The following is a 20,158-nucleotide window of genomic DNA, read 5'->3' on the forward strand; positions in this document are numbered from 1 at the left end:
TGGCGGCAGACCGGTTACGCACTGCGCCATCCTGCCTGTTTCAACAGGAAACTAACGCCCTTTCGCAAGGTATTGCGCCATTTCCGCTTCCGGCACCATGCCGCCGCCGGTTGCCCAGACCACATGCGTCGCGCTGGCGAGCTGAGACGGCGTAAAACGGTGCATTCGCAAGTAGTCTGCCGAGGCGCAAACGCGCTGCGGCCCGGCCATACCCGCCAGTGCTGACGGTTCCAGACGGATATTTTCTTCCTGCGCCAGCCAGCCCAGCATGTCGTACATGGTCTGATCGTCGAGGGTATATAGCCCGTCCAGCAGGCGCTCCATGGCCCGGCCAACAAATCCTGAGGCGCGTCCCACGGCCAGCCCGTCAGCGGCGGTCACGTTATCAATCCCAATGTCCTGCACCGAGAGCGCGTCATGCAGGCCGGTATACACGCCGAGCAGCATACACGGCGAATGGGTTGGTTCGGCGAAAAAGCAGTGAACATGGTCGCCGAAGGCCAGTTTAAGACCAAACGCCACCCCGCCAGGACCGCCGCCCACGCCGCACGGCAGATAGACAAACAGCGGATGCGCGGCGTCCACCACCCGCCCCTGTTTTTCAAACTGCGCCTTCAGACGCTGCCCGGCCACCGCATAGCCTAAAAACAGCGTGCGCGAGTTTTCATCGTCGATAAAGAAGCAGTTCGGGTCGGCCTCCGCCGCCTTGCGCCCCTGCTCCACCGCCACGCCGTAATCCTCTTCATACTCAACCACGGTAACGCCGTGGCTGCGCAGTTTAGCCTTTTTCCACGCGCGGGCGTCAGCGGACATATGCACGGTGACCTTAAAGCCGATGCGGGCGCTCATAATACCGATCGACAGCCCGAGATTGCCTGTTGAACCTACCGCAATACTGTACTGGCTGAAAAAGGCTTTGAACTCCGGACGGAGAAGCGCGCTGTAATCATCTTCGGTGGTCAACAGACCGGCTTCCAGCGCCAGTTTCTCTGCGTGAGCCAGCACTTCATAAATGCCGCCACGGGCTTTAATGGAGCCGGAGATTGGCAGATGACTGTCTTTTTTGAGCAGGATTTCGCCGCTGATGGCCTGTCCATACTCTTTTTCCAGCCGTTGTTGCATTGCCGGAATCGCCACCACGTCAGATTCAATAATCCCGCCGCTAACAGCGGTTTCCGGAAAGGCTTTAGCGAGATACGGCGCAAAGCGGGCCAGCCGGGCGTGCGCACCTTTAACGTCGGCTTCCGTTAACCCCACGTAGGGTAAACCTTCTGCAAGAGAGGTCGTGGCAGGGTTAAACCAGGTGGTTTCTTTCAGCGCCACCAGATCCTCTACCAGGGGATAACGGGTCATGAGTTGTTGAATGTTTTCCATAGTACGTCTCTTTGCATTCAGATGATAAAGGAAAGCAGGAATGTGCAGGCCAGCGCAATGACCGAGGCGATAAATGTCGCAGTCGTATAGTATTTGAACGTTTCATTCAGCGTTGCGCCACAATACTGCTTCACCAGCCAGAAGAGGGAATCGGTCACGATCGTGCAGCCAATGGCGCCGGAACCGATGGCAATGGCGATGATCTCAGGACTTACGTTGGGATAGAGCGGCAGCATCGGGGCGACAATCGCCGTTGCCCCCATCATCGCGACAGTGGCGGAACCGACCGCGGCATGAAGAATCAACGCCACCAGCCAGGCCAGCAGGATCGGATGCATATCCATGTTCGAGAGGATCACCGCCAGCGTATCCGCCAGTCCGCTACTTTTAAGGATCGCGTTAAACGCGCCGCCAGCACCGATAATCAGCAGGATATTGGCAATCGAACCGAAGCCGTTTTCGGTGTGGGTCAACATCGTGCCCATGTTCATCTGCTGGCGCAGGCCAAGAATGTAATAAGCCACAAAGACGGCGATGAACATGGCGGTAATTGGGTTGCCGATAAACTCCAGCAGCGTATACAACGTGCTGCCTTTGGCCATGTTTAACTCTGCGACGGTTTTCAGCAGCATCAGGCCAATGGGCAGCAGCACGGTAAACAGCGTTGCGCCTAAAGACGGCAGCGTACTTTCTTCGCGCACCTTAAGATCGGAAAACTCGGCCGGTACTGCCTTAAACGGCAGGCGGTTGCCGAGAAACTTCAGGAACAGCGGCCCGCCAACCAGCGACGCCATCAACCCTACCAGCAGGCCGTAAACGATCACCGAACCGATATCCGCGCCCAGTTTATTCGCCACAAACAGGGCAGCCGGGTGCGGCGGCACCACGCAGTGGACGGCCATCAGCGCGGTACAAAGAGGAATGGCGAGCTTAAGCAGCGAGGTATTGGTTTTCTTCGCAATAGAGAACGCCAGCGGAATGAGCAGCACCACGCCCACTTCCACAAACAGGGTGATCCCGCAGATCAGCCCCACCAGCACCATAATGACGTCGGCGGAGAGCCAGCGGCAACGCTGGAGCGTCAACCCGATGCGTTCCGCCGCGCCGGAAACTTCCATCATTTTGCCAAGAATGGTGCCAAGCCCGATAACTGCGGCGAGGAAGCCCAGCGTACCGCCGATCCCGCTTTCAACGGCATTGACCATGTCCAGCGGTCCCATGCCCATCATGGTTCCCACGAAGAAGCTGGCGAGCAACAGCGCCAGAAACGGGTGGAATTTGAATTTCACGATGGTCAATACAATTAACACGATGCTTACCAGCAGCGTGCTCACAACCCAGATTTGAGAGTGCATATCTCACCTTGCCCTGTGATTTACCTGCTTCCATTGGACGAAAAAACAGCACGCGCTGACAAACGATATAAATACGCTTTCACATGAACCAGATTGAACCAAACAGGTGATATATGTCGAAAAAAGAGGCGTAATTGCGATCTGATTCACTGTAGTTCATCTTAGTGCTGAATTTTTGCGCGCGATTTTTTACACTTTGTCAGGGATTGTTTTTACTGAGGCATCGATGGAACCTGTTCGCGACGTACGCAACCAGCTACTGAACGGCTGGCAGCTCTCTAAACTCTACACTTTCGAAGTGGCGGCCCGGCATCAATCGTTTGCCCTGGCGGCCGACGAACTCTCGCTCACGCCGAGCGCCATCAGCCATCGCATTAACCAACTGGAAGAGGAACTGGGGATTCAGCTGTTCGTGCGGTCGCACCGTAAGGTTGAGCTGACCCATGAAGGCAAGCGGGTATTCTGGGCGCTGAAGTCATCACTGGATACGCTGAACCAGGAAATACTCGATATTAAGAATCAGGAACTGTCCGGGACCCTTACCGTCTATTCGCGACCATCCATTGCGCAATGCTGGCTGGTACCTGCGCTGGGCGACTTTACCCGACGTTATCCCTCCATTTCCCTGACAATCCTGACCGGAAACGACAACGTCAATTTACAGCGGGCCGGGGTTGACCTGGCGATCTACTTCGACGACGCACCGTCTGCACAGTTGGCGCACCATTTTTTAATGGATGAGGCCATTCTGCCGGTCTGCAGCCCGGACTATGCGCGCCGTTTCGCGTTGGAGGGACGGCTGGCAAATCTGCGTCACTGTACGCTGCTGCACGATCGTCAGGCGTGGAGCAACGATTCGGGAACCGACGAGTGGTACAGCTGGGCGCAGCATTTTGAGGTGAATTTGCCGCAATCGTCAGGGATTGGCTTCGATCGTTCGGATTTAGCGGTGATTGCCGCAATGAATCATATTGGCGTGGCGATGGGGCGTAAGCGGTTGGTGCAGAAACGTCTGGAGAGTGGTGAGCTGGTCGCCCCATTCGGTGAAATGGCCTTAACCTGTCATCAACATTATTACATGACAACGCTGCCCGGCAGGCAGTGGCCGAAAATCGAGGCGTTTATCGGCTGGTTACACGAACAGGCCGGACGCTAAACCCGGCCTGCCAGGGTTAAATGGCCTGTCCCTGATGCGACAGGCGGGACGCCAGCGGCAACCAGCAAAGTAAAATCAGCAGTCCCATCAAAGACATTAACAGACCGAGACTGCCCTGGCCGGTTTGCGGCAGCATCGCCGAAAGCCAGGCCAGCACGCCGGAGCCGATATTTTGCAGGCCGCCGACCAGTGCGCCCGCCGTCCCGGCGAGAAACGGAAACGGCTCCATTGCGCCGCTGGTCGCCAGCGGGAACAGCATTCCTGCGCCAAAGAAAAACAGCGCAGCGGGGATCAACAGCGTCCAGACATTCATCACGCCGAACCAGCCGGGGACCCACATCATCAGTCCCGCCATCAGACAGCTAATCACTGACTGCCACATCAGTGTGGAAAAGCGCTTATTCGGCCGACCGGCAAACCACGCGCCGAAAAACGCCGCCGGAATCGGCAGGATAAACAGAATGCTGACCACCATGCTGTTCAGGCCGAGTACGGCGCCCATCAGCACGCCGGAACAGGCTTCAAATACCGCAATCCCGGCCAGACCGCCAATCAGCATCAGCAGATAACAGTTAAATGCGCCGTTGCCGAACAGGGTTTTATAGCTGACGATAAGTCGCGTGCGTGGCGCACCCACCGGGCGCGTTTCCGGCATCCAGCGCGCCATGCTGAAGGTGACGCCCGCGCAAAGCACCAGCAGGAAAACGTAACAGGCGCGCCAGTTCCACATTGTATCCAGCAGGCCGCCGAGCAGGGGAGCCAGCAGCGGGCTGACCAGAATCCCCATATTCAGCAGACTGTTGGCGTGGCGCAGTTGCGTGCCTTCGTACAGGTCACGCGGCAGGGTACGCGCCATCACGCCGCCGACGCCGGTACCCATCCCCTGTAGCGCGCTGGCGGCAATGAGTACCGTCAGGCTATGGGTGGTAATGGCAACAAGGGTGGCGAGCATAAAAATGGACATCCCGACGAGGATCACCGGGCGACGGCCCACACGGTCAGACAGGGGACCATAGATCAGTTGCGACACGCCGTAAGTCAGAAGATAGGCCGCCATTACGCTCTGAACGGCCCCTTCCCGGACGTTCAGATCTCGCGCCATATCGGCGATGGCGGGGATATAAATGGTTTGCGCCATCTGACCTACCGCCACAAGTAGTACCAACATCAACAACAAATTGACGCTTCTCTGCCTTTTCATTTCGCTGATTACTTTTCAAAAAGAGAAAAAATAAGAATAAGGTGCTGTGCATTCCCATAAATGCGAGTGAAATCTACCACACAAAACGCAGAAGGCCAGTGAGCAGGCAGTAATGAAAAACAGCTGAACGGCAGGAAATGTAAACAAATAGCGGCAATAAATGTTGCCGGAATGAATCAGGTTACATCGCTGTCGGATAAGGCGTAAGCGCCGCCACGCGACTGTCACGCCTCACGACAGACGCAGTAAAATCGCCCCGGCGGCAATGCCTCCGGCGGCTACCAGCCGCAGTCCGGCGACTCGCTCTTTCAGCAGAAGCCAGGCGATCAGCGCGCCAAACAGAATGGAGGTTTCCCGCAGCGCGGCGACCACCGCCAGCGGCGCCAGGGTCATTGCCCACAGCGCCAGGCCATAGGAGCCCATGGTGCCGATACCGCCAAAAATCCCTTTTTTCCAGTGCTGTGCCAGATAGCGCGACGCTTCGCGACGCCGGGCAAGCATTGCCCAGCCGAGCAGACACGAACCGTTGAGGAAAAAGGTCCACAGCGTATAGCCCAGCGCGGTTTCCGACAGCCTGACGCCGGTACCGTCTACCAGCGTGTATCCGGCAATGAAACAGGCGTTAATCAGTGCGAGCACAATGCCCTGCTGCGAGCTGGCGCGACCGTTAAAAGCCATGCCGAGGATTGCCAGGCAGATCACCGCAATACCCGTCCACGCCAGTGACGACAGACTGTCCCCCAGAAACAACACGCTGATAACCGCGACCAGTAACGGCGCAGTGCCGCGCATCAGCGGGTAGGTTTGGCTCATGTCCGAAACCTGATACGTCCGCGCGACCAGCACGGTGTAAATGACCTGCAGGGCGGTTGAGGCGGCTAAAAACGGGATGCTGGCGCTTGAGGGCTGCGGCGAGAAAGGCAGGAAGATTAACGCCATGATGGCGGCCGATCCGCTGACGCTGATAGCGGCATACAGCTTATCGTTTCCGGCTTTCACGATGGCGTTCCAGCTGGCATGCAGCAGTGCGGCGAACAGCAAAATACAGAAAACGGAAAGGGTCATGGCTCAGGCATCGTCAGGGAGTGTCATAAAAACGTAACATAACCAGCGGACGCACGCATCCGGGGAAAGCGCCATGTGAAAGGGGAGCGGTTGCCCGCTCCCCTTTGGTGCGACTTGAATCTGAATTACTTGTAATATTTCAGAACAGCATCAAGCAGTTGCATAACTGCAACAATGAGTTTCAGGATAAGAATGGTGATATCCACGAGGCTCATACGCGTCTCCTTATGGTAAAAGGAGCACGGTGCTGACGTGCCTTTCCGCCGCCTGTTGCCAGCACCTTCGTTGACATAACACAGTGTGCTCTCTGGGGGGGTTAAGGCGCTGACGGCACCACCCGTTTCAGCCAGGACTTCATTGCGCCGGTTAACGATGCGGCCCCACCTGACACACTGTGTACTGAGTTATTATAGATAAATACTGTATGGATGAACAGTAATTTATGGACAGATTTAATCTTCTGATCCATACTCAAAAACGTCAAAATTCGCGCCGAAATTGCGTGTTCCTCACAGAACGCGTATACTTTTGCTGTTGACATAACACAGTGTGCTTTGCGGTCACCAACCGCATTACGCTGAAAAAACCTCGCTCCGGCGGGGTTTTTTGTTTTTAGCGTTTTTTTCCTGAAACGTGATCGTTGACGCATTTTCAAGTAGATGAAATTTTTTCCATTGTCTCGCTTAAAAAGCTGTGCTTGTATAAATCCAGTTAATGAATAAACAGACAAGGCCCCTAATGACCCCTTTCATGCTGACTGCGACCCTACTAAACACTGCGCCATCTCGCGCAGCGGTCGTCGTGCGTGTGGTGGTGGTCGTCGGCAATGCGCCGTAGGGTCCGGAACAACACACGATTCCAAAACCCCGCCGGCGCAAACCGGGCGGGGTTTTTCGTTTAGAGACCTGCCCGGCGCCCCGGCCAAGAAAAAAGGACTGGAGCATGGCAAGTTCGGGCACAACAGCAACATCCACGCGTAAGCGCTTTACCGGCGCGGAATTTATCGTTCATTTTCTGGAGCGACAGGGTATTCAGATTGTCACCGGTATTCCAGGCGGGTCGATACTCCCCGTCTACGACGCCTTAAGCCAGAGCACGCAAATTCGTCATATTCTGGCGCGTCATGAGCAGGGAGCCGGTTTTATCGCCCAGGGCATGGCGCGCACCGACGGCAAACCCGCCGTTTGTATGGCCTGTAGCGGGCCTGGCGCAACCAACCTGGTGACCGCTATCGCCGATGCGCGTCTGGACTCTATCCCGCTGGTTTGCATCACCGGCCAGGTTCCGGCGTCGATGATTGGCACCGACGCCTTCCAGGAAGTCGACACCTACGGCATTTCTATCCCCATCACTAAACACAACTATCTGGTCAGGCATATCGATGAATTACCGCAGGTGATGAGCGACGCCTTTCGCCTTGCTCAGTCAGGTCGTCCTGGCCCGGTGTGGATAGACATACCTAAGGACGTCCAGACCGCAGTTTTTGAGATCGACGCGATGCCGGTTCCGGCGGAGAAAATGGCGGCGCCAGCCTTTAGCGAGCAGAGCGTGCGCGACGCGGCGGCAATGATTAACGCGGCGAAGCGTCCGGTGCTGTATCTCGGCGGCGGCGTGATTAACGCCCCTGAGCGGGTACGCCAACTGGCGGAAAAAGCGCAGTTGCCGACCACCATGACGCTGATGGCGCTGGGCATGTTGCCGAAGGCGCATCCGTTGTCGCTGGGTATGCTGGGGATGCACGGCGCGCGCAGTACCAACTACATCCTGCAGGAGGCCGATCTGCTGGTGGTGCTGGGCGCGCGTTTTGATGACCGGGCGATTGGCAAAACCGAACAGTTCTGCCCGAACGCCAGAATTATTCACGTGGATATCGACCGCGCCGAGCTGGGCAAAATCAAGCAGCCGCACGTGGCTATTCAGGCGGACGTGGACGAAGTGCTGACACAGTTAATTCCGCAGATTGAGGCGCAGCCGCGCACGGAGTGGCATCAGTTGGTGCGCGATCTGCAGCGCGAGTTCCCGTGTACCATTCCGCAGGAAAGCGATCCGCTCAGCCACTACGGGTTGATTAACGCCGTAGCCGCCTGCGTGGATGACAACGCGATTATTACCACCGATGTGGGGCAGCACCAGATGTGGGCGGCGCAGGCGTATCCGCTGAACCGTCCGCGCCAGTGGCTGACCTCCGGCGGTCTGGGCACCATGGGCTTTGGCCTGCCCGCGGCGATTGGCGCGGCGCTGGCGAACCCGGACAAAAAAGTGCTGTGCTTCTCCGGCGACGGTAGCCTGATGATGAACATTCAGGAGATGGCGACCGCCAGCGAAAACCAACTGGATGTGAAAATCATCCTGATGAATAACGAAGCGCTGGGGCTGGTGCATCAGCAGCAGAGCCTGTTTTACAAGCAGGGTGTGTTTGCCGCCACTTATCCGGGAATGATTAACTTTATGCAAATTGCCGCCGGGTTTGGTCTGGAAACCTGCGATTTAAATAACGAAGCCGACCCGCAGGCGGCGCTGCAGGCAATCATCAGCCGTCCGGGTCCGGCGCTGATCCACGTGCGTATTGATGCAGAAGAAAAAGTGTATCCGATGGTACCGCCGGGCGCGGCCAATACTGAGATGGTGGGGGAATAAGCCATGCAGAAACAATCACATGAAAACGTTATTCTGGAACTCACCGTCCGTAACCATCCCGGCGTCATGACGCACGTCTGTGGGTTGTTCGCCCGTCGCGCGTTTAACGTGGAAGGGATCCTCTGCCTGCCGATTCAGGGCAGCGACCAAAGCCGCATCTGGCTACTGGTGAACGATGATCAACGTCTTGAGCAGATGATCGCCCAGATCGACAAGCTAGAAGATGTGGCGAAAGTGGTGCGCAACCAGTCCGATCCCACCATGTTTAACAAAATTGCGGTATTCTTCGAATAAATCGCTCATTGCTTGAACACCCGCGCGCTTATCGTTAAGGTAAGCGCGTTTTTTTATCCGCCCGCCAGGAACGCGCTATGACCACCATCGCCCTTATCGACGACCATCTTATCGTCCGCTCTGGATTCGCCCAGCTTCTGAACCTTGAGCCTGATTTTCAGGTGGTGGCTGAGTTTGGTTCCGGGCGTGAGGCGCTTGCTGGCCTGCCGGGGCGCGGCGTGCAGGTGTGTATCTGCGACATCTCAATGCCCGACGTTTCCGGGCTGGCGTTGCTGAGTCAACTGCCAAAAGGCATGGCGACCATCATGCTTTCGGTACATGACAGCCCGGCGTTGGTGGAGCAGGCGCTAAACGCCGGCGCACGGGGATTTCTTTCCAAACGTTGCAGCCCGGACGAGCTGATTGCCGCTGTGCATACGGTTGCGACCGGCGGCTGCTATCTGACCCCGGATATCGCCATCAAGCTGGCAGCGGGCAGGCAGGATCCGCTGACAAAACGCGAGCGTCAGGTGGCGGAAAAACTGGCGCAAGGGATGGCGGTCAAAGAGATTGCCGCCGAGCTGGGCCTCTCGCCTAAAACGGTGCACGTGCATCGCGCGAATCTGATGGAAAAACTGGGCGTCAACAATGACGTTGAGCTGGCGCGCAGAATGTTTGACGGCTGGCAATGAACACGCTTCTTTCCCGATTTATCACCGTAATTGCCTGCTTTTTTATCTTCTCCGCCGCCTGGTTTTGCCTGTGGAGCATCAGCCTGCATCTGGTGGAGCGCCCTGAGCTGGCGGTGCTGCTGTTCCCCTTCGGCCTGCGCCTGGGGTTGATGTTGCAATGCCCGCGCGGCTACTGGCCGGTGCTGCTTGGCGCGGAGTGGCTGCTGGTTCTCTGGCTGGCGCAGGAAGTGGCGCTGGCGCACCCGATATTATTGATAATCGGCAGTGCGCTAACGCTGATACCGGTGGCGCTGATCTCCCGTTACCGTCACCAGCGCGACTGGCGCACATTGTTGCTACAGGGGGCCGCTCTCACCGCAGCGGCGCTGTTGCAGTCCTTGCCCTGGCTTGGGCAGGGAGAGCAGGCGTGGAACGCCCTGCTGCTGACGCTCACCGGCGGCTTAACGCTGGCCCCCATCTGTCTGGTGTTCTGGCATTATCTCACCAGCGCCATCTGGCTGCCGCTTGGTCCGGCGCTGGTTTCGCAGCCGGTAAACTGGCGCGCCCGGCATCTCATCTGGTATCTGCTGCTGTTTGTGGTCAGCCTGTGGCTACAGCTTGGTCTGCCCGCTGAATTATCGCGCTTCACGCCGTTTTGTCTGGCGCTGCCGATCATCGCGCTCGCCTGGCACTACGGCTGGCAGGGAGCATTGATTGCGACGCTGATGAACGCCATCGCGCTGATCGCCAGCCAGACCTGGCACGATCATCCGGTGGATTTACTGCTTTCACTGCTGGCGCAAAGCCTCACCGGACTGCTGCTTGGCGCAGGGATCCAACGCTTGCGCGAGCTGAACCAGTCGCTGCAAAACGAACTGGCGCGCAACCACCGACTGGCGGAACGGCTGCTGGAAACTGAAGAGAGCGTACGCCGGGAGGTGGCGCGCGAGCTGCATGATGACATCGGTCAGACCGTTACCGCCATCCGCACCCAGGCCGGTATCGTTCAGCGACTGGCGGGAGATAACGGCGGCGCGAAGCAGAGCGGGCAGTTGATCGAACAGCTGTCGCTCGGCGTGTACGATTCGGTACGTTGTCTGCTGGGGCGCCTGCGCCCACGTCAGTTGGACGATCTTACGCTTGAACAGGCCATACGTTCTTTGATGCGTGAAATGGAGCTGGAAAGCCGCGGCATCATCAGCCATCTCGACTGGCGGATAGACGAGTCTGCGCTCAGCGAAAGCCAGCGGGTGACGCTGTTCCGCGTCTGTCAGGAAGGGCTGAACAATATCGTCAAACATGCCAGCGCCAGCGCGGTCACGATACAGGGCTGGCAGCAGGACGAGCGCCTGATGCTGGTGATTGAAGATGACGGCTGCGGCCTGCCGCCGGGCTCCGGTCAGCAGGGATTTGGCCTGACTGGTATGCGGGAACGCGTGACGGCGCTCGGCGGTTCGCTCTCTATTTCCTGTACTCACGGCACGCGCGTCAGCGTTTCGTTGCCGCAGCGTTATGCCTAAGGAGCGGCGATGTTTCAGTTTTTAAAGGCCCCGGCCAGCGCGCCGTTGATGACCGATAAACAGGAAATTGATGCCCACTACCGCTACTGGCGACGGCATATTCTGTTAACCATCTGGCTTGGCTATGCGCTGTTTTATTTTACCCGTAAGAGCTTCAATGCCGCCGTGCCGGAGATCCTCGCCAGCGGCGTGCTGACCCGCAGCGATATCGGTCTGCTGGCGACGCTGTTTTATATCACCTACGGTCTGTCGAAGTTTGTGTCGGGTGTCGTCAGCGACCACTCGAACGCGAGATACTTTATGGGGGCAGGACTTATCGCCACTGGCATGGTGAATATTCTTTTCGGCTTTTCCTCCTCGCTGTGGGCGTTTGCGCTACTGTGGGCGCTGAACGCCTTTTTCCAGGGATGGGGCGCGCCGGTGTGCGCGCGTTTGCTCACCGCCTGGTACTCGCGCAACGAGCGCGGCGGCTGGTGGGCTATCTGGAATACTGCACACAACGTCGGCGGCGCGCTGATCCCCATCGTGATGGCCGCCACCGCGCTGCACTACGGTTGGCGGGCGGGGATGATGATTGCCGGAACGTTGGCGATTGCCGTCGGCATTGTGCTGTGCTGGCGGCTGCGCGACCGCCCCCAGGCCGTGGGTCTACCGCCCGTGGGCGACTGGCGGCACGATGCGCTGGAGATTGCCCAGCAACAGGAGGGCGCAGGCCTTAACCGTAAAGCGATCCTCACCAAATACGTGCTGCTTAACCCGTACATCTGGCTGCTGTCGCTCTGTTATGTGCTGGTGTACGTGGTGCGCGCGGCCATCAACGACTGGGGCAACCTGTATATGTCCGAGACGCTGGATGTGGATCTGGTGACCGCCAACTCGGCGGTGACCATGTTCGAGCTGGGCGGATTTATCGGCGCGCTGGTGGCGGGCTGGGGCTCGGACAAACTGTTCAACGGCAACCGCGGCCCGATGAACCTCATTTTTGCCGCCGGGATCCTGCTTTCCGTCGGCTCGCTGTGGCTGATGCCGTTCGCCAGCTACGTCATGCAGGCGGCGTGCTTCTTCACCACAGGCTTCTTCGTGTTCGGCCCGCAGATGCTGATCGGCATGGCGGCGGCGGAGTGTTCGCACAAAGAGGCGGCGGGCGCGGCCACCGGCTTTGTCGGGCTGTTTGCCTATCTTGGCGCCTCGCTCTCCGGCTGGCCGCTGGCGCAGGTGCTGGAGATCTGGCACTGGACGGGATTCTTTGTGGTGATTAGCGTGGCATCGGGCATTTCTGCACTCTTGCTGCTGCCATTTTTAAACGCACAGGCGCCGCGCATGGTCAGCGAAGCGTGATGTACCTCACCTTTTCGCCGCAAACGGGACAAAACTAAGACATTTTCCCGGTTTTACCTGGACGCTGTCTCAGGCATCTCTCCCGGCTGATTTTTACAATGCCTGCCATTCGCAGGTAAAAAATTAGCTCGGGAGAGATCTATGCTGGCCTTTCTGAATCAGGTGCGCAAGCCGACCCTGGATCTGCCGCTCGATGTGCGGCGTAAGATGTGGTTCAAACCGTTCATGCAGTCTTATCTGGTGGTCTTTATCGGCTACCTGACCATGTACCTGATCCGCAAAAACTTTAACATCGCCCAGAACGACATGATCTCGACCTACGGGCTGAGCATGACGCAACTGGGGATGATTGGCCTTGGCTTCTCCATCACCTATGGGGTGGGGAAAACGCTGGTTTCTTATTATGCTGACGGTAAGAATACCAAGCAGTTCCTGCCGTTTATGCTGATCCTCTCGGCGATCTGTATGCTCGGCTTCAGCGCCAGCATGGGCAGTGGCTCTGTCAGCCTGTTCCTGATGATCGCCTTCTACGCCCTGAGCGGTTTCTTCCAGAGTACCGGCGGGTCGTGCAGCTACTCCACCATCACCAAATGGACCCCGCGGCGCAAGCGCGGCACCTTCCTTGGCTTCTGGAACATCTCTCATAACCTCGGCGGCGCGGGCGCGGCTGGCGTGGCGCTGTTCGGCGCGAACGTCCTGTTCGACGGCCACGTGATCGGTATGTTTATCTTTCCGTCGGTTATCGCCCTGATTGTCGGCTTTATCGGCCTGCGCTTCGGCAGCGATTCCCCGGAATCTTACGGTCTCGGCAAAGCCGAAGAGTTGTTCGGTGAGGAGATCAGCGAAGAGGACAAAGAGACCGAAGAGAACGAGATGTCCAAATGGCAGATCTTTGTTGAATACGTGCTGAAAAACAAAGTGATCTGGCTGCTGTGCTTCTCGAATATCTTCCTGTACGTCGTGCGCATCGGCATCGACCAGTGGTCAACCGTGTATGCTTTCCAGGAGCTGAAGCTCTCGAAAGAGGTGGCGATTCAGGGCTTTACCCTGTTCGAAGTGGGCGCGCTGGTCGGCACGCTGCTGTGGGGCTGGCTCTCGGATCTCGCCAACGGCCGTCGCGCGCTGGTGGCGTGTATCGCGCTGGCGCTGATTATCGCCACGCTCGGCGTATACCAGCACGCCAGCAACCAGTATGTCTACCTGGCGTCCCTGTTTGCGCTCGGCTTCCTCGTCTTTGGCCCGCAGCTGCTGATCGGCGTGGCGGCGGTCGGCTTCGTGCCGAAAAAAGCGATCGGCGCCGCCGATGGGATCAAAGGCACCTTCGCCTACCTGATCGGCGACAGCTTCGCCAAGCTGGGCCTGGGGATGATCGCCGACGGCACGCCGATTTTCGGCCTCACCGGCTGGGCGGGCACCTTCGCGGCGCTGGATGCGGCAGCGATTGGCTGTATCGTCCTGATGGCGATGGTGGCGGTGCTGGAAGAACGTAAGATCCGCCGTGAAAATCGTGCCCAGAAATTAAAAGTAGCCTGAGTGTGCAGGTAACTTCTTTGCCCGGTGTGTGATGCCGGGCTTTTTTGTTCTGAACTCCACTTTTTACCCCGCTTTACACACCCGCTCCGTCTGATGCTCTACAGTGTTATTTTGCTGCCGCCTTTCGCGCAGCCTTTGACCTTTATTTCCTGGAGAGCTTGCATGATGTCCCGACGATTATCCTGTCTGGCGCTGTTGATGGCGCTGGCAACCCCCGCAATGGCTGCGGATGCCCCCACATACGGCGAGAAGCTGGAAGGTTTCGACTACGGCTGGCCGGTTCAGCACTTTACCTTTACCTCGCAGCAACAATCTCTGGATATGGCTTATCTGGACGTGAAGCCGGAAAAACCCAATGGCCGCACCGTGGTGCTGATGCACGGCAAAAACTTCTGTGCCGGAACGTGGGATGGCACGATCCGCGCGCTTTCAGCCAGCGGGTATCGCGTGGTGGCACCTGACCAGGTTGGCTTCTGTAAATCCACCAAGCCGGAGAGCTATCAGTTCACCTTCCAGCAGCTGGCGGATAATACCCATGCGCTACTGGAGAAGCTGGGCGTTGAACGGGCGACGGTGATCGGGCATTCCACCGGCGGCATGCTGGCGACCCGCTACGCGCTGATGTGGCCGCAGCAGGTGGAGCAGCTGGTGATGGTCAACCCGATTGGCCTGGAGGACTGGAAAGCGCGCGGCGTGCCGCACATTACGGTCGACCAGTGGTATCAGCGCGAGCTGAAGGTCAGCGCCGACGGCATTCGTCAGTACGAGAAAAATACCTACTACGCCGGAGAGTGGAAGCCGGAGTACGAGCGTTGGGTCACCATGCTCGCCGGGCTGAACAACGGGCCGGGAAAAGAACGTGTGGCCTGGAACTCGGCGCTGCTCTACGACATGATCTACACCCAGCCGGTGATCTACGAATTTAGCGAACTCAACATGCCGGTATTATTGATGATCGGAACGAAGGACAATACCGCCATCGGGAAAGATCTCGCCCCGCCGGAGATCCGCAAGACGCTCGGCAACTATGCGGTGCTGGGAAAGGAGACGGCGAAGCGCATCCCGCACGCGACGCTGGTGGAATTTAACGACATGGGCCATGCGCCGCAGATGCAGGACCCCGCGCGCTTCCACGAGGCGCTGCTTAAGGGGCTTCAGGCTCGCTGACTGGTTTGCAGTAACAGCCCGCGCAGCCACGCCTGCGCGGGATTGCGGTGCGTTCTGCCGTGCCAGGCCATGCTTTTGGTAAAGCCAGGCACGGGAACTGGCGTCTCGCAGACGAACATCCCCGTCTGATTTTCCGCGATGCGTGACGGCACGACGGCAATCATATCGCTGAGGGCCAGCACGTCCGGCAGGACTAAAAAGTGGCTCACCGAGAGTCCTACGTGCCGCGTCCGGCCAATTTTCTCCAGCGCGCTATCGGTTACCCCGCGAAAGCCGTCTCCCTCGTAAGAGACCAGCACATGCTCCAGGGCGCAAAATCGGTCTACCGTCATTGGTTCTCCGGCGTTTGGATGATCGGCGCGCATCATGCATACGTACCGTTCATCATAAAGCGCACGGCTGTGAAGCTCCTCGGGCGTGGTATGGGGGGTGATCAACGCCACGTCAATATCGCCCTGCTCAAGCTGGCTGACAAGGCTGCCGGGGGTAACGGGCACCACGCGCACGCGGATGCCAGGCGCCTGTGCCTTAAGGGCGGCGATAAACGGCACAACAACCGCTCGAAGTGCATAATCCGTAGCGGCAAGAGTGAAGGTGAGGCGAGCGGTATTAGGGTCAAAGGCAACGGGCTGAAGCAGCACGTCAATATCCGCGAGAATACGCTTCACCGGAGCGGCCAGCGCTTCCGCACGCGTGGTTGGCACCATGCCGTGCGGGGCGCGGATAAAGAGCGGATCGTCGAAGTAGTCCCGCAGGCGGTTGAGCATGCCGCTGACCGCAGGTTGGGTCAGAGCAAGACGCGCCGCCGCGCGGGTGACGCTGCGCTCGTCCAGCAGAGCGTCGAGCGTTTTCAGCAGGTTAAGATCCAGCGTGCGCAGATCCGCTTTCATGACGATTTTCCACCTCTTTTCCGTTCACTATTATGGCGCTGCCCGCTGTCGACGCATTGCGTTTCCCGCTATGATGGGCGGCTAGTCTAAGGAGAACGCATGGTCTGGATAATGCTGGCAACGCTTGCCGTGGTGTTTGTGGTTGGGTTTCGCGTCCTGACTTCCGATTCCCGCCGCGCCATCAAACGTTTAAGCGAGCGTCTGGGAGTCACCCCGATGCCGGTCGAGTCGATGATTGACCAGTTCGGCAAAACGCCGGGCAATGAGTTTATTCGCTACCTCGAGCGCCCCGACGAGGCGCACCTGCAAAATGCCGCCCAGGTGCTGCTGATCTGGCAGGTCTGCGTTGTCGACGGGAGCGAAGAGAATCTGCATACCTGGCACCGCATGCTGCGTAAAGCCCGTCTGGCCGCGCCAATCACCGATGCGCAAATCCGCCTCGCGCTCGGCTTCATGCGCGAGATAGAACCCGATCCGCAGGAGCTTAACGCCTTCCAGCTGCGCTATAACCAGCTTTTCCTCCCCGAAGAGGGCGTGTTTTATCTTCACTGATATCACGAAACGTGATGAAGAGTATAAAGCATCGTCATTAGATTTATATCTGCCACAGGCGCACCATCACCTCATCCACTCGCTGATGAGGTGAACCATGAAACAATCCGCCATTATCTGGCCGAACGACTACCTGCCAGGCACCACCGATAACTTTGCATCCAACGAAATCATCGTCGCCGGGCTGAGCGCAAAAGAGATTTGGGCGCAGCTTAACGACACAACCCTGTGGCCGAACTACTACAGCAACGCCGAAGATATCCGTTTTCACGACGGCAGCGGTCCGGAACTGAGCGCCAACGCTCGCTTTCGCTTCACGACCTTTGGCTTCCCGGTTGAGGCGCAGGTCACGGAGTATGTTCCACCCGTGGACGGTGAAGCCGCACGGATCGCATGGCACGGCTGGGTGGAAGGGGATGAGATGGCGCGTCTGGATGTGATCCACGCCTGGCTGTTTGAAGACTTGCCGGGAAACCGCGTCCGTATTCTGACTCAGGAGTCGCAAAAAGGCGTTCCTGCCCAGGAACTTGCTCGCACCGTGCCGAATCCGATGATTAACGGGCACCAGGAATGGATCGTCGGGCTGGCGAATGCGGCGATGCAAGAAAAGTTGTCGAAACGTTAAATCCGTCACACTTTTGATGATAAACTGCGCGACTTTTCCGCACGTTTTTATCTCAGGTGATGCCATGACAGAACATATCCAGCCCACAATTCCACCGCAGGCCAAAGCGGTTTCGCGCCCAAACTGGTCGGCGGTCTTTGCCGTGGCGTTTTGTGTAGCCTGCCTGATTACCGTTGAGTTTCTGCCGGTTAGCCTGCTGACGCCGATGGCGCAGGATTTGGGCATCACCGAAGGCGTAGCCGGGCAGTCGGTGACGGTGACGGCGTTTGTCGCGATGTTCGCCAGCCTGTTTATCACCCAGATCATTCAGGCCACCGATCGCCGTTACGTGGTGATCCTGTTTTCCGTGCTGTTGACGCTCTCCTGCCTGCTGGTCTCTTTTGCGCATTCCTTTACGCTGCTGCTGGTGGGGCGTGCCTGCCTTGGGCTGGCGCTCGGTGGATTCTGGGCGATGTCGGCGTCTCTGACGATGCGGTTGGTGCCGCCGAGAACGGTGCCGAAGGCGTTGTCGGTAATTTTTGGCGCGGTCTCCATCGCGCTGGTGATCGCCGCTCCGTTGGGCAGCTTTTTGGGTGGGATTATCGGTTGGCGCAACGTCTTTAACGCCGCGGCGGTGATGGGCCTGCTGTGCATCGTCTGGATTGTAAAATCGCTGCCGTCGCTGCCCGGCGAGCCGTCACATCAAAAGCAGAACATGTTCAGCTTGCTCAATCGCCCAGGGGTGACGGCCGGGATGATCGCCATTTTTATGTCCTTTGCCGGACAGTTCGCGTTCTTCACCTATATTCGCCCGGTGTATATGAATCTGGCGGGATTTGATGTCGATGGCCTGACGCTGGTCTTGCTGAGCTTCGGGATTGCCAGCTTTGTCGGCACTTCGCTCTCGTCCGTTATCCTTAAACGCTCGGTGAAACTGGCGCTGGCCGGTGCGCCGCTGGTACTGGCGGTGAGCGCGCTGGTGCTGACACTGTGGGGGGACGATAAGACGGTGGCGGCAGTCATTGCGGTTATCTGGGGACTGGCGTTTGCGCTGGTGCCGGTGGGCTGGTCGACATGGATCACCCGTTCGCTTGCCGATCAGGCAGAAAAGGCTGGATCCGTTCAGGTCGCCGTGATCCAGCTTGCCAATACCTGCGGGGCTGCGGTGGGAGGCTATGCACTCGATAACCTCGGCCTGCTGTCGCCCCTGATGCTTTCCGGCAGCCTGATGCTGCTGACGGCGCTTCTGGTGGCAGCGAAAGTGCGCATAAAGGATATGCAATGATCGCCTGAGCCGTTTTCTGAAAAGAGCTGGCCTACCTGCAGGTAGGCCAGCTACATCCACATACTGCCGTCAGAACCACGCTTCCCACATCGCGCCAATGTTGAAATCATCCAGGGTTTCGTCATCCGTACCGTTCACTCGCGCGGTGCGGTCGTTTTCCACCTTGCCGCCCGTCACATAGAAGCGCAGCATCGGACGGAACTCCGGCCCCATCGCGATCGACATGTTCTGTGACAGAGTCAGCTTCCAGCCTGAGTTATCGCCGCCGGTGTCATAATCGACACGCTGATAACCCGCCTCCAGCCAGGTAGAGTGGACGTCGTTCCAGAAGTACATTGGACGCACGATCGCGCCATAGTTCTTACGGTTTTCACTCTGATCGGAACTGTTGTCGTAGTCATGGAACGCCAGCAGATACTCCACCTGCGCCTGCCGCGTGAATTTGTGGCTACCTTCGAAGCTGGCGTAAACGGTGGTCAGATCGTCGGTTTTGTTGTAAACGCTGTTATCTGAGTTGTCGGAATAGCGGGCGATCACTTTGTTCACACCGCTGTCGTTAGTATGGCTGACCACAAACGCGCCTTGCCAGGCTTTCAGGCGCTCTTCGCTGTCGACGGCTTTCGAGTCAAAGCCGTAGTTGGCGTAGATTTCCAGATCCAGCGGGCCGAGCTTCATACCGTGAATTTTCGAGGTCACTGCATAATTGCCCTTATCGCCAGTGCCGGAGCCGCCGGTACAGGTAATGCGCGACGGGTTCGCTTCGTCTTCCATGACTTCCGGGCTGCACGACTCCACCGCGGCCACGGTCGCCACGTCAAACTGGACGCCGCCAATGTCGACGTTTTTCACCCCGGCGCCCTGACCGTCGTGGTTCATCCAGAAATAGTCGTTGATACCCTGTTGAGGACGCTGGTGGAAGTCGCGGCCCGCCCAAATGTAAGCGTTCGGGTTAGAGGCCAGCACGTTCGTCACGCCCGCGTAGGCTTTTTTGAGGTTTACCTCATCGCCCCAATGGTCGATCATTACGTTAATATCCCAGATGGCGCCGTTATCGCTTTTGAAGGCTTTCGACAGTTGGAATTCCCCGCCGTTGCTTTCATTACCCAGACGACCAATCGCCGACGCGCCGTTATAGGAACCGTCGACGCCGACATATTTCTGATCGCCGCTCTGGAAGTGCGCCCCGTAGCGCGCGTAGCCGCTAAATTTCACGCCAAAGGGGATGGCCATATCCGGAGACTGGGCGGCGCTTTGCGGTTCGTTAATGACATCGGCTTTCTGCGCTATCGCGGCGTCCATTTTCGCCTGCCGCTCCGCCAGCGCTTTATCCACGGCTTTAGCGACGATAGCGTCGATCTGTTCCTGAGTAAATTCCTGTGCGAGCGCAGACATGGGACACAGCGCGGCAATGACCGCCAGCGTTACTGGAAGTTTTTTTATCATGTTCATGGTTATCTCATCGGCACTTTATCCTTCAGGCTGCTTTCGCATTCTGAACAGATGTGACCATTAATTTATTTTAAGATAATAACCATCC

Annotated in this window: 19 protein-coding genes; 12 read left to right on the forward strand and 7 right to left on the reverse strand. The window is 57.9% G+C overall.

What is annotated here, in order from left to right:
• Window positions 1-51: 51 nt before the first annotated feature.
• Together dsdA and dsdX are read right to left on the reverse strand one after the other, a co-directional pair.
• Complete coding sequence (gene dsdA, locus HVX72_RS00115) at window positions 52-1,374, reverse strand: D-serine ammonia-lyase (protein WP_181822296.1); 1,323 nt, start codon at window positions 1,372-1,374, stop codon at window positions 52-54.
• Between the two features lie 17 nt (window positions 1,375-1,391).
• On the reverse strand, window positions 1,392-2,729 hold the full coding sequence (dsdX, locus tag HVX72_RS00120; RefSeq protein ID WP_181822297.1) for a D-serine transporter DsdX: 1,338 nt from the start codon (window positions 2,727-2,729) through the stop codon (window positions 1,392-1,394).
• A 226-nt stretch (window positions 2,730-2,955) separates the two neighbouring features.
• On the opposite strand from dsdX, the gene dsdC reads away from it, so the two are divergent.
• Window positions 2,956-3,885: a DNA-binding transcriptional regulator DsdC gene (gene dsdC, locus HVX72_RS00125; protein ID WP_042287184.1), complete on the forward strand. Its 930-nt coding sequence runs from the start codon at window positions 2,956-2,958 to the stop codon at window positions 3,883-3,885.
• A gap of 16 nt (window positions 3,886-3,901) precedes the next feature.
• Here the strand turns inward: dsdC and emrD are convergent, their stop codons facing one another.
• The 3 genes from emrD to tisB form a co-directional block, all read right to left on the reverse strand.
• A complete protein-coding gene (gene emrD, locus HVX72_RS00130; RefSeq protein WP_181822298.1) occupies window positions 3,902-5,086 on the reverse strand; it encodes a multidrug efflux MFS transporter EmrD in 1,185 nt (394 codons plus the stop codon).
• 231 nt (window positions 5,087-5,317) lie between these two features.
• A complete protein-coding gene (locus HVX72_RS00135; protein WP_181822299.1) occupies window positions 5,318-6,151 on the reverse strand; it encodes a DMT family transporter in 834 nt (277 codons plus the stop codon).
• Window positions 6,152-6,276: 125 nt separating this feature from the next.
• A complete protein-coding gene (tisB, locus tag HVX72_RS00140) occupies window positions 6,277-6,366 on the reverse strand; it encodes a type I toxin-antitoxin system toxin TisB (protein ID WP_042287176.1) in 90 nt (29 codons plus the stop codon).
• 523 nt (window positions 6,367-6,889) lie between these two features.
• Here tisB and ivbL point away from each other — a divergent pair.
• The 8 genes from ivbL to HVX72_RS00180 all read left to right on the forward strand — a co-directional run bounded on the left by ivbL (window position 6,890) and on the right by HVX72_RS00180 (window position 15,290).
• Entirely contained in the window at window positions 6,890-6,988 is a 99-nt protein-coding gene (ivbL, locus tag HVX72_RS00145) for an ilvB operon leader peptide IvbL (RefSeq protein WP_042287173.1), read from the forward strand.
• A 105-nt stretch (window positions 6,989-7,093) separates the two neighbouring features.
• Entirely contained in the window at window positions 7,094-8,788 is a 1,695-nt protein-coding gene (gene ilvB / locus HVX72_RS00150; RefSeq protein WP_060569980.1) for an acetolactate synthase large subunit, read from the forward strand.
• Between the two features lie 3 nt (window positions 8,789-8,791).
• On the forward strand, window positions 8,792-9,082 hold the full coding sequence (gene ilvN / locus HVX72_RS00155) for an acetolactate synthase small subunit (protein WP_012908032.1): 291 nt from the start codon (window positions 8,792-8,794) through the stop codon (window positions 9,080-9,082).
• A gap of 77 nt (window positions 9,083-9,159) precedes the next feature.
• Complete coding sequence (uhpA, locus tag HVX72_RS00160) at window positions 9,160-9,753, forward strand: transcriptional regulator UhpA (protein ID WP_042287167.1); 594 nt, start codon at window positions 9,160-9,162, stop codon at window positions 9,751-9,753.
• Window positions 9,750-11,252, forward strand: a complete 1,503-nt coding sequence (uhpB, locus tag HVX72_RS00165; RefSeq protein ID WP_181822300.1) for a signal transduction histidine-protein kinase/phosphatase UhpB — start codon at window positions 9,750-9,752, stop codon at window positions 11,250-11,252. Before uhpA ends, uhpB begins: the two co-directional genes overlap by 4 nt.
• A gap of 9 nt (window positions 11,253-11,261) precedes the next feature.
• Complete coding sequence (locus HVX72_RS00170; protein WP_181822301.1) at window positions 11,262-12,590, forward strand: MFS transporter; 1,329 nt, start codon at window positions 11,262-11,264, stop codon at window positions 12,588-12,590.
• A 141-nt stretch (window positions 12,591-12,731) separates the two neighbouring features.
• The gene (uhpT, locus tag HVX72_RS00175; RefSeq protein ID WP_181822302.1) at window positions 12,732-14,123 is read left to right on the forward strand and encodes a hexose-6-phosphate:phosphate antiporter; all 1,392 of its coding nucleotides are present in this window, start codon (window positions 12,732-12,734) and stop codon (window positions 14,121-14,123) included.
• Window positions 14,124-14,285: 162 nt separating this feature from the next.
• Complete coding sequence (locus HVX72_RS00180) at window positions 14,286-15,290, forward strand: alpha/beta hydrolase (RefSeq protein ID WP_181822303.1); 1,005 nt, start codon at window positions 14,286-14,288, stop codon at window positions 15,288-15,290.
• Here HVX72_RS00180 and HVX72_RS00185 read toward each other — a convergent pair.
• Window positions 15,278-16,180, reverse strand: coding sequence for a LysR family transcriptional regulator (locus HVX72_RS00185; protein WP_181822304.1), 903 nt, complete (start codon window positions 16,178-16,180; stop codon window positions 15,278-15,280). The genes HVX72_RS00180 and HVX72_RS00185 overlap by 13 nt on opposite strands.
• Before the next feature lie 99 nt (window positions 16,181-16,279).
• Between HVX72_RS00185 and HVX72_RS00190 the strand changes: the two genes are divergently transcribed.
• The 3 genes from HVX72_RS00190 to nepI all read left to right on the forward strand — a co-directional run bounded on the left by HVX72_RS00190 (window position 16,280) and on the right by nepI (window position 18,621).
• Window positions 16,280-16,732, forward strand: coding sequence for a DUF1198 domain-containing protein (locus HVX72_RS00190; RefSeq protein ID WP_181822305.1), 453 nt, complete (start codon window positions 16,280-16,282; stop codon window positions 16,730-16,732).
• Between the two features lie 97 nt (window positions 16,733-16,829).
• Window positions 16,830-17,357 carry an SRPBCC domain-containing protein gene (locus HVX72_RS00195; RefSeq protein WP_181822306.1) on the forward strand — a complete coding sequence of 176 codons (528 nt, stop codon included), beginning with the start codon at window positions 16,830-16,832 and terminating at the stop codon, window positions 17,355-17,357.
• A gap of 64 nt (window positions 17,358-17,421) precedes the next feature.
• The gene (nepI, locus tag HVX72_RS00200) at window positions 17,422-18,621 is read left to right on the forward strand and encodes a purine ribonucleoside efflux pump NepI (protein WP_181822307.1); all 1,200 of its coding nucleotides are present in this window, start codon (window positions 17,422-17,424) and stop codon (window positions 18,619-18,621) included.
• A 69-nt stretch (window positions 18,622-18,690) separates the two neighbouring features.
• Here the strand turns inward: nepI and HVX72_RS00205 are convergent, their stop codons facing one another.
• Window positions 18,691-20,070, reverse strand: coding sequence for a carbohydrate porin (locus tag HVX72_RS00205; protein WP_181822308.1), 1,380 nt, complete (start codon window positions 20,068-20,070; stop codon window positions 18,691-18,693).
• Between the last annotated feature and the right edge of the window lie 88 nt (window positions 20,071-20,158).

Origin of the sequence: Citrobacter sp. RHB21-C05, assembly GCF_013889015.1 — a bacterium.
Classification (GTDB): domain Bacteria; phylum Pseudomonadota; class Gammaproteobacteria; order Enterobacterales; family Enterobacteriaceae; genus Citrobacter_A; species Citrobacter_A sedlakii.

Coding starts and splice junctions, on each gene's coding strand:
- dsdC (WP_042287184.1), top strand. CDS start 2,956: ATGGAACCTGTTCGCGACGTACGCAACCAGCTACTGAACGGCTGGCAG.
- HVX72_RS00170 (WP_181822301.1), top strand. CDS start 11,262: ATGTTTCAGTTTTTAAAGGCCCCGGCCAGCGCGCCGTTGATGACCGAT.
- HVX72_RS00205 (WP_181822308.1), bottom strand. CDS start 20,070: ATGAACATGATAAAAAAACTTCCAGTAACGCTGGCGGTCATTGCCGCG.
- dsdX (WP_181822297.1), bottom strand. CDS start 2,729: ATGCACTCTCAAATCTGGGTTGTGAGCACGCTGCTGGTAAGCATCGTG.
- HVX72_RS00190 (WP_181822305.1), top strand. CDS start 16,280: ATGGTCTGGATAATGCTGGCAACGCTTGCCGTGGTGTTTGTGGTTGGG.
- emrD (WP_181822298.1), bottom strand. CDS start 5,086: ATGAAAAGGCAGAGAAGCGTCAATTTGTTGTTGATGTTGGTACTACTT.
- uhpB (WP_181822300.1), top strand. CDS start 9,750: ATGAACACGCTTCTTTCCCGATTTATCACCGTAATTGCCTGCTTTTTT.
- dsdA (WP_181822296.1), bottom strand. CDS start 1,374: ATGGAAAACATTCAACAACTCATGACCCGTTATCCCCTGGTAGAGGAT.
- nepI (WP_181822307.1), top strand. CDS start 17,422: ATGACAGAACATATCCAGCCCACAATTCCACCGCAGGCCAAAGCGGTT.
- ilvB (WP_060569980.1), top strand. CDS start 7,094: ATGGCAAGTTCGGGCACAACAGCAACATCCACGCGTAAGCGCTTTACC.
- HVX72_RS00195 (WP_181822306.1), top strand. CDS start 16,830: ATGAAACAATCCGCCATTATCTGGCCGAACGACTACCTGCCAGGCACC.
- HVX72_RS00135 (WP_181822299.1), bottom strand. CDS start 6,151: ATGACCCTTTCCGTTTTCTGTATTTTGCTGTTCGCCGCACTGCTGCAT.
- uhpT (WP_181822302.1), top strand. CDS start 12,732: ATGCTGGCCTTTCTGAATCAGGTGCGCAAGCCGACCCTGGATCTGCCG.
- HVX72_RS00185 (WP_181822304.1), bottom strand. CDS start 16,180: ATGAAAGCGGATCTGCGCACGCTGGATCTTAACCTGCTGAAAACGCTC.
- HVX72_RS00180 (WP_181822303.1), top strand. CDS start 14,286: ATGATGTCCCGACGATTATCCTGTCTGGCGCTGTTGATGGCGCTGGCA.
- ilvN (WP_012908032.1), top strand. CDS start 8,792: ATGCAGAAACAATCACATGAAAACGTTATTCTGGAACTCACCGTCCGT.
- ivbL (WP_042287173.1), top strand. CDS start 6,890: ATGACCCCTTTCATGCTGACTGCGACCCTACTAAACACTGCGCCATCT.
- tisB (WP_042287176.1), bottom strand. CDS start 6,366: ATGAGCCTCGTGGATATCACCATTCTTATCCTGAAACTCATTGTTGCA.
- uhpA (WP_042287167.1), top strand. CDS start 9,160: ATGACCACCATCGCCCTTATCGACGACCATCTTATCGTCCGCTCTGGA.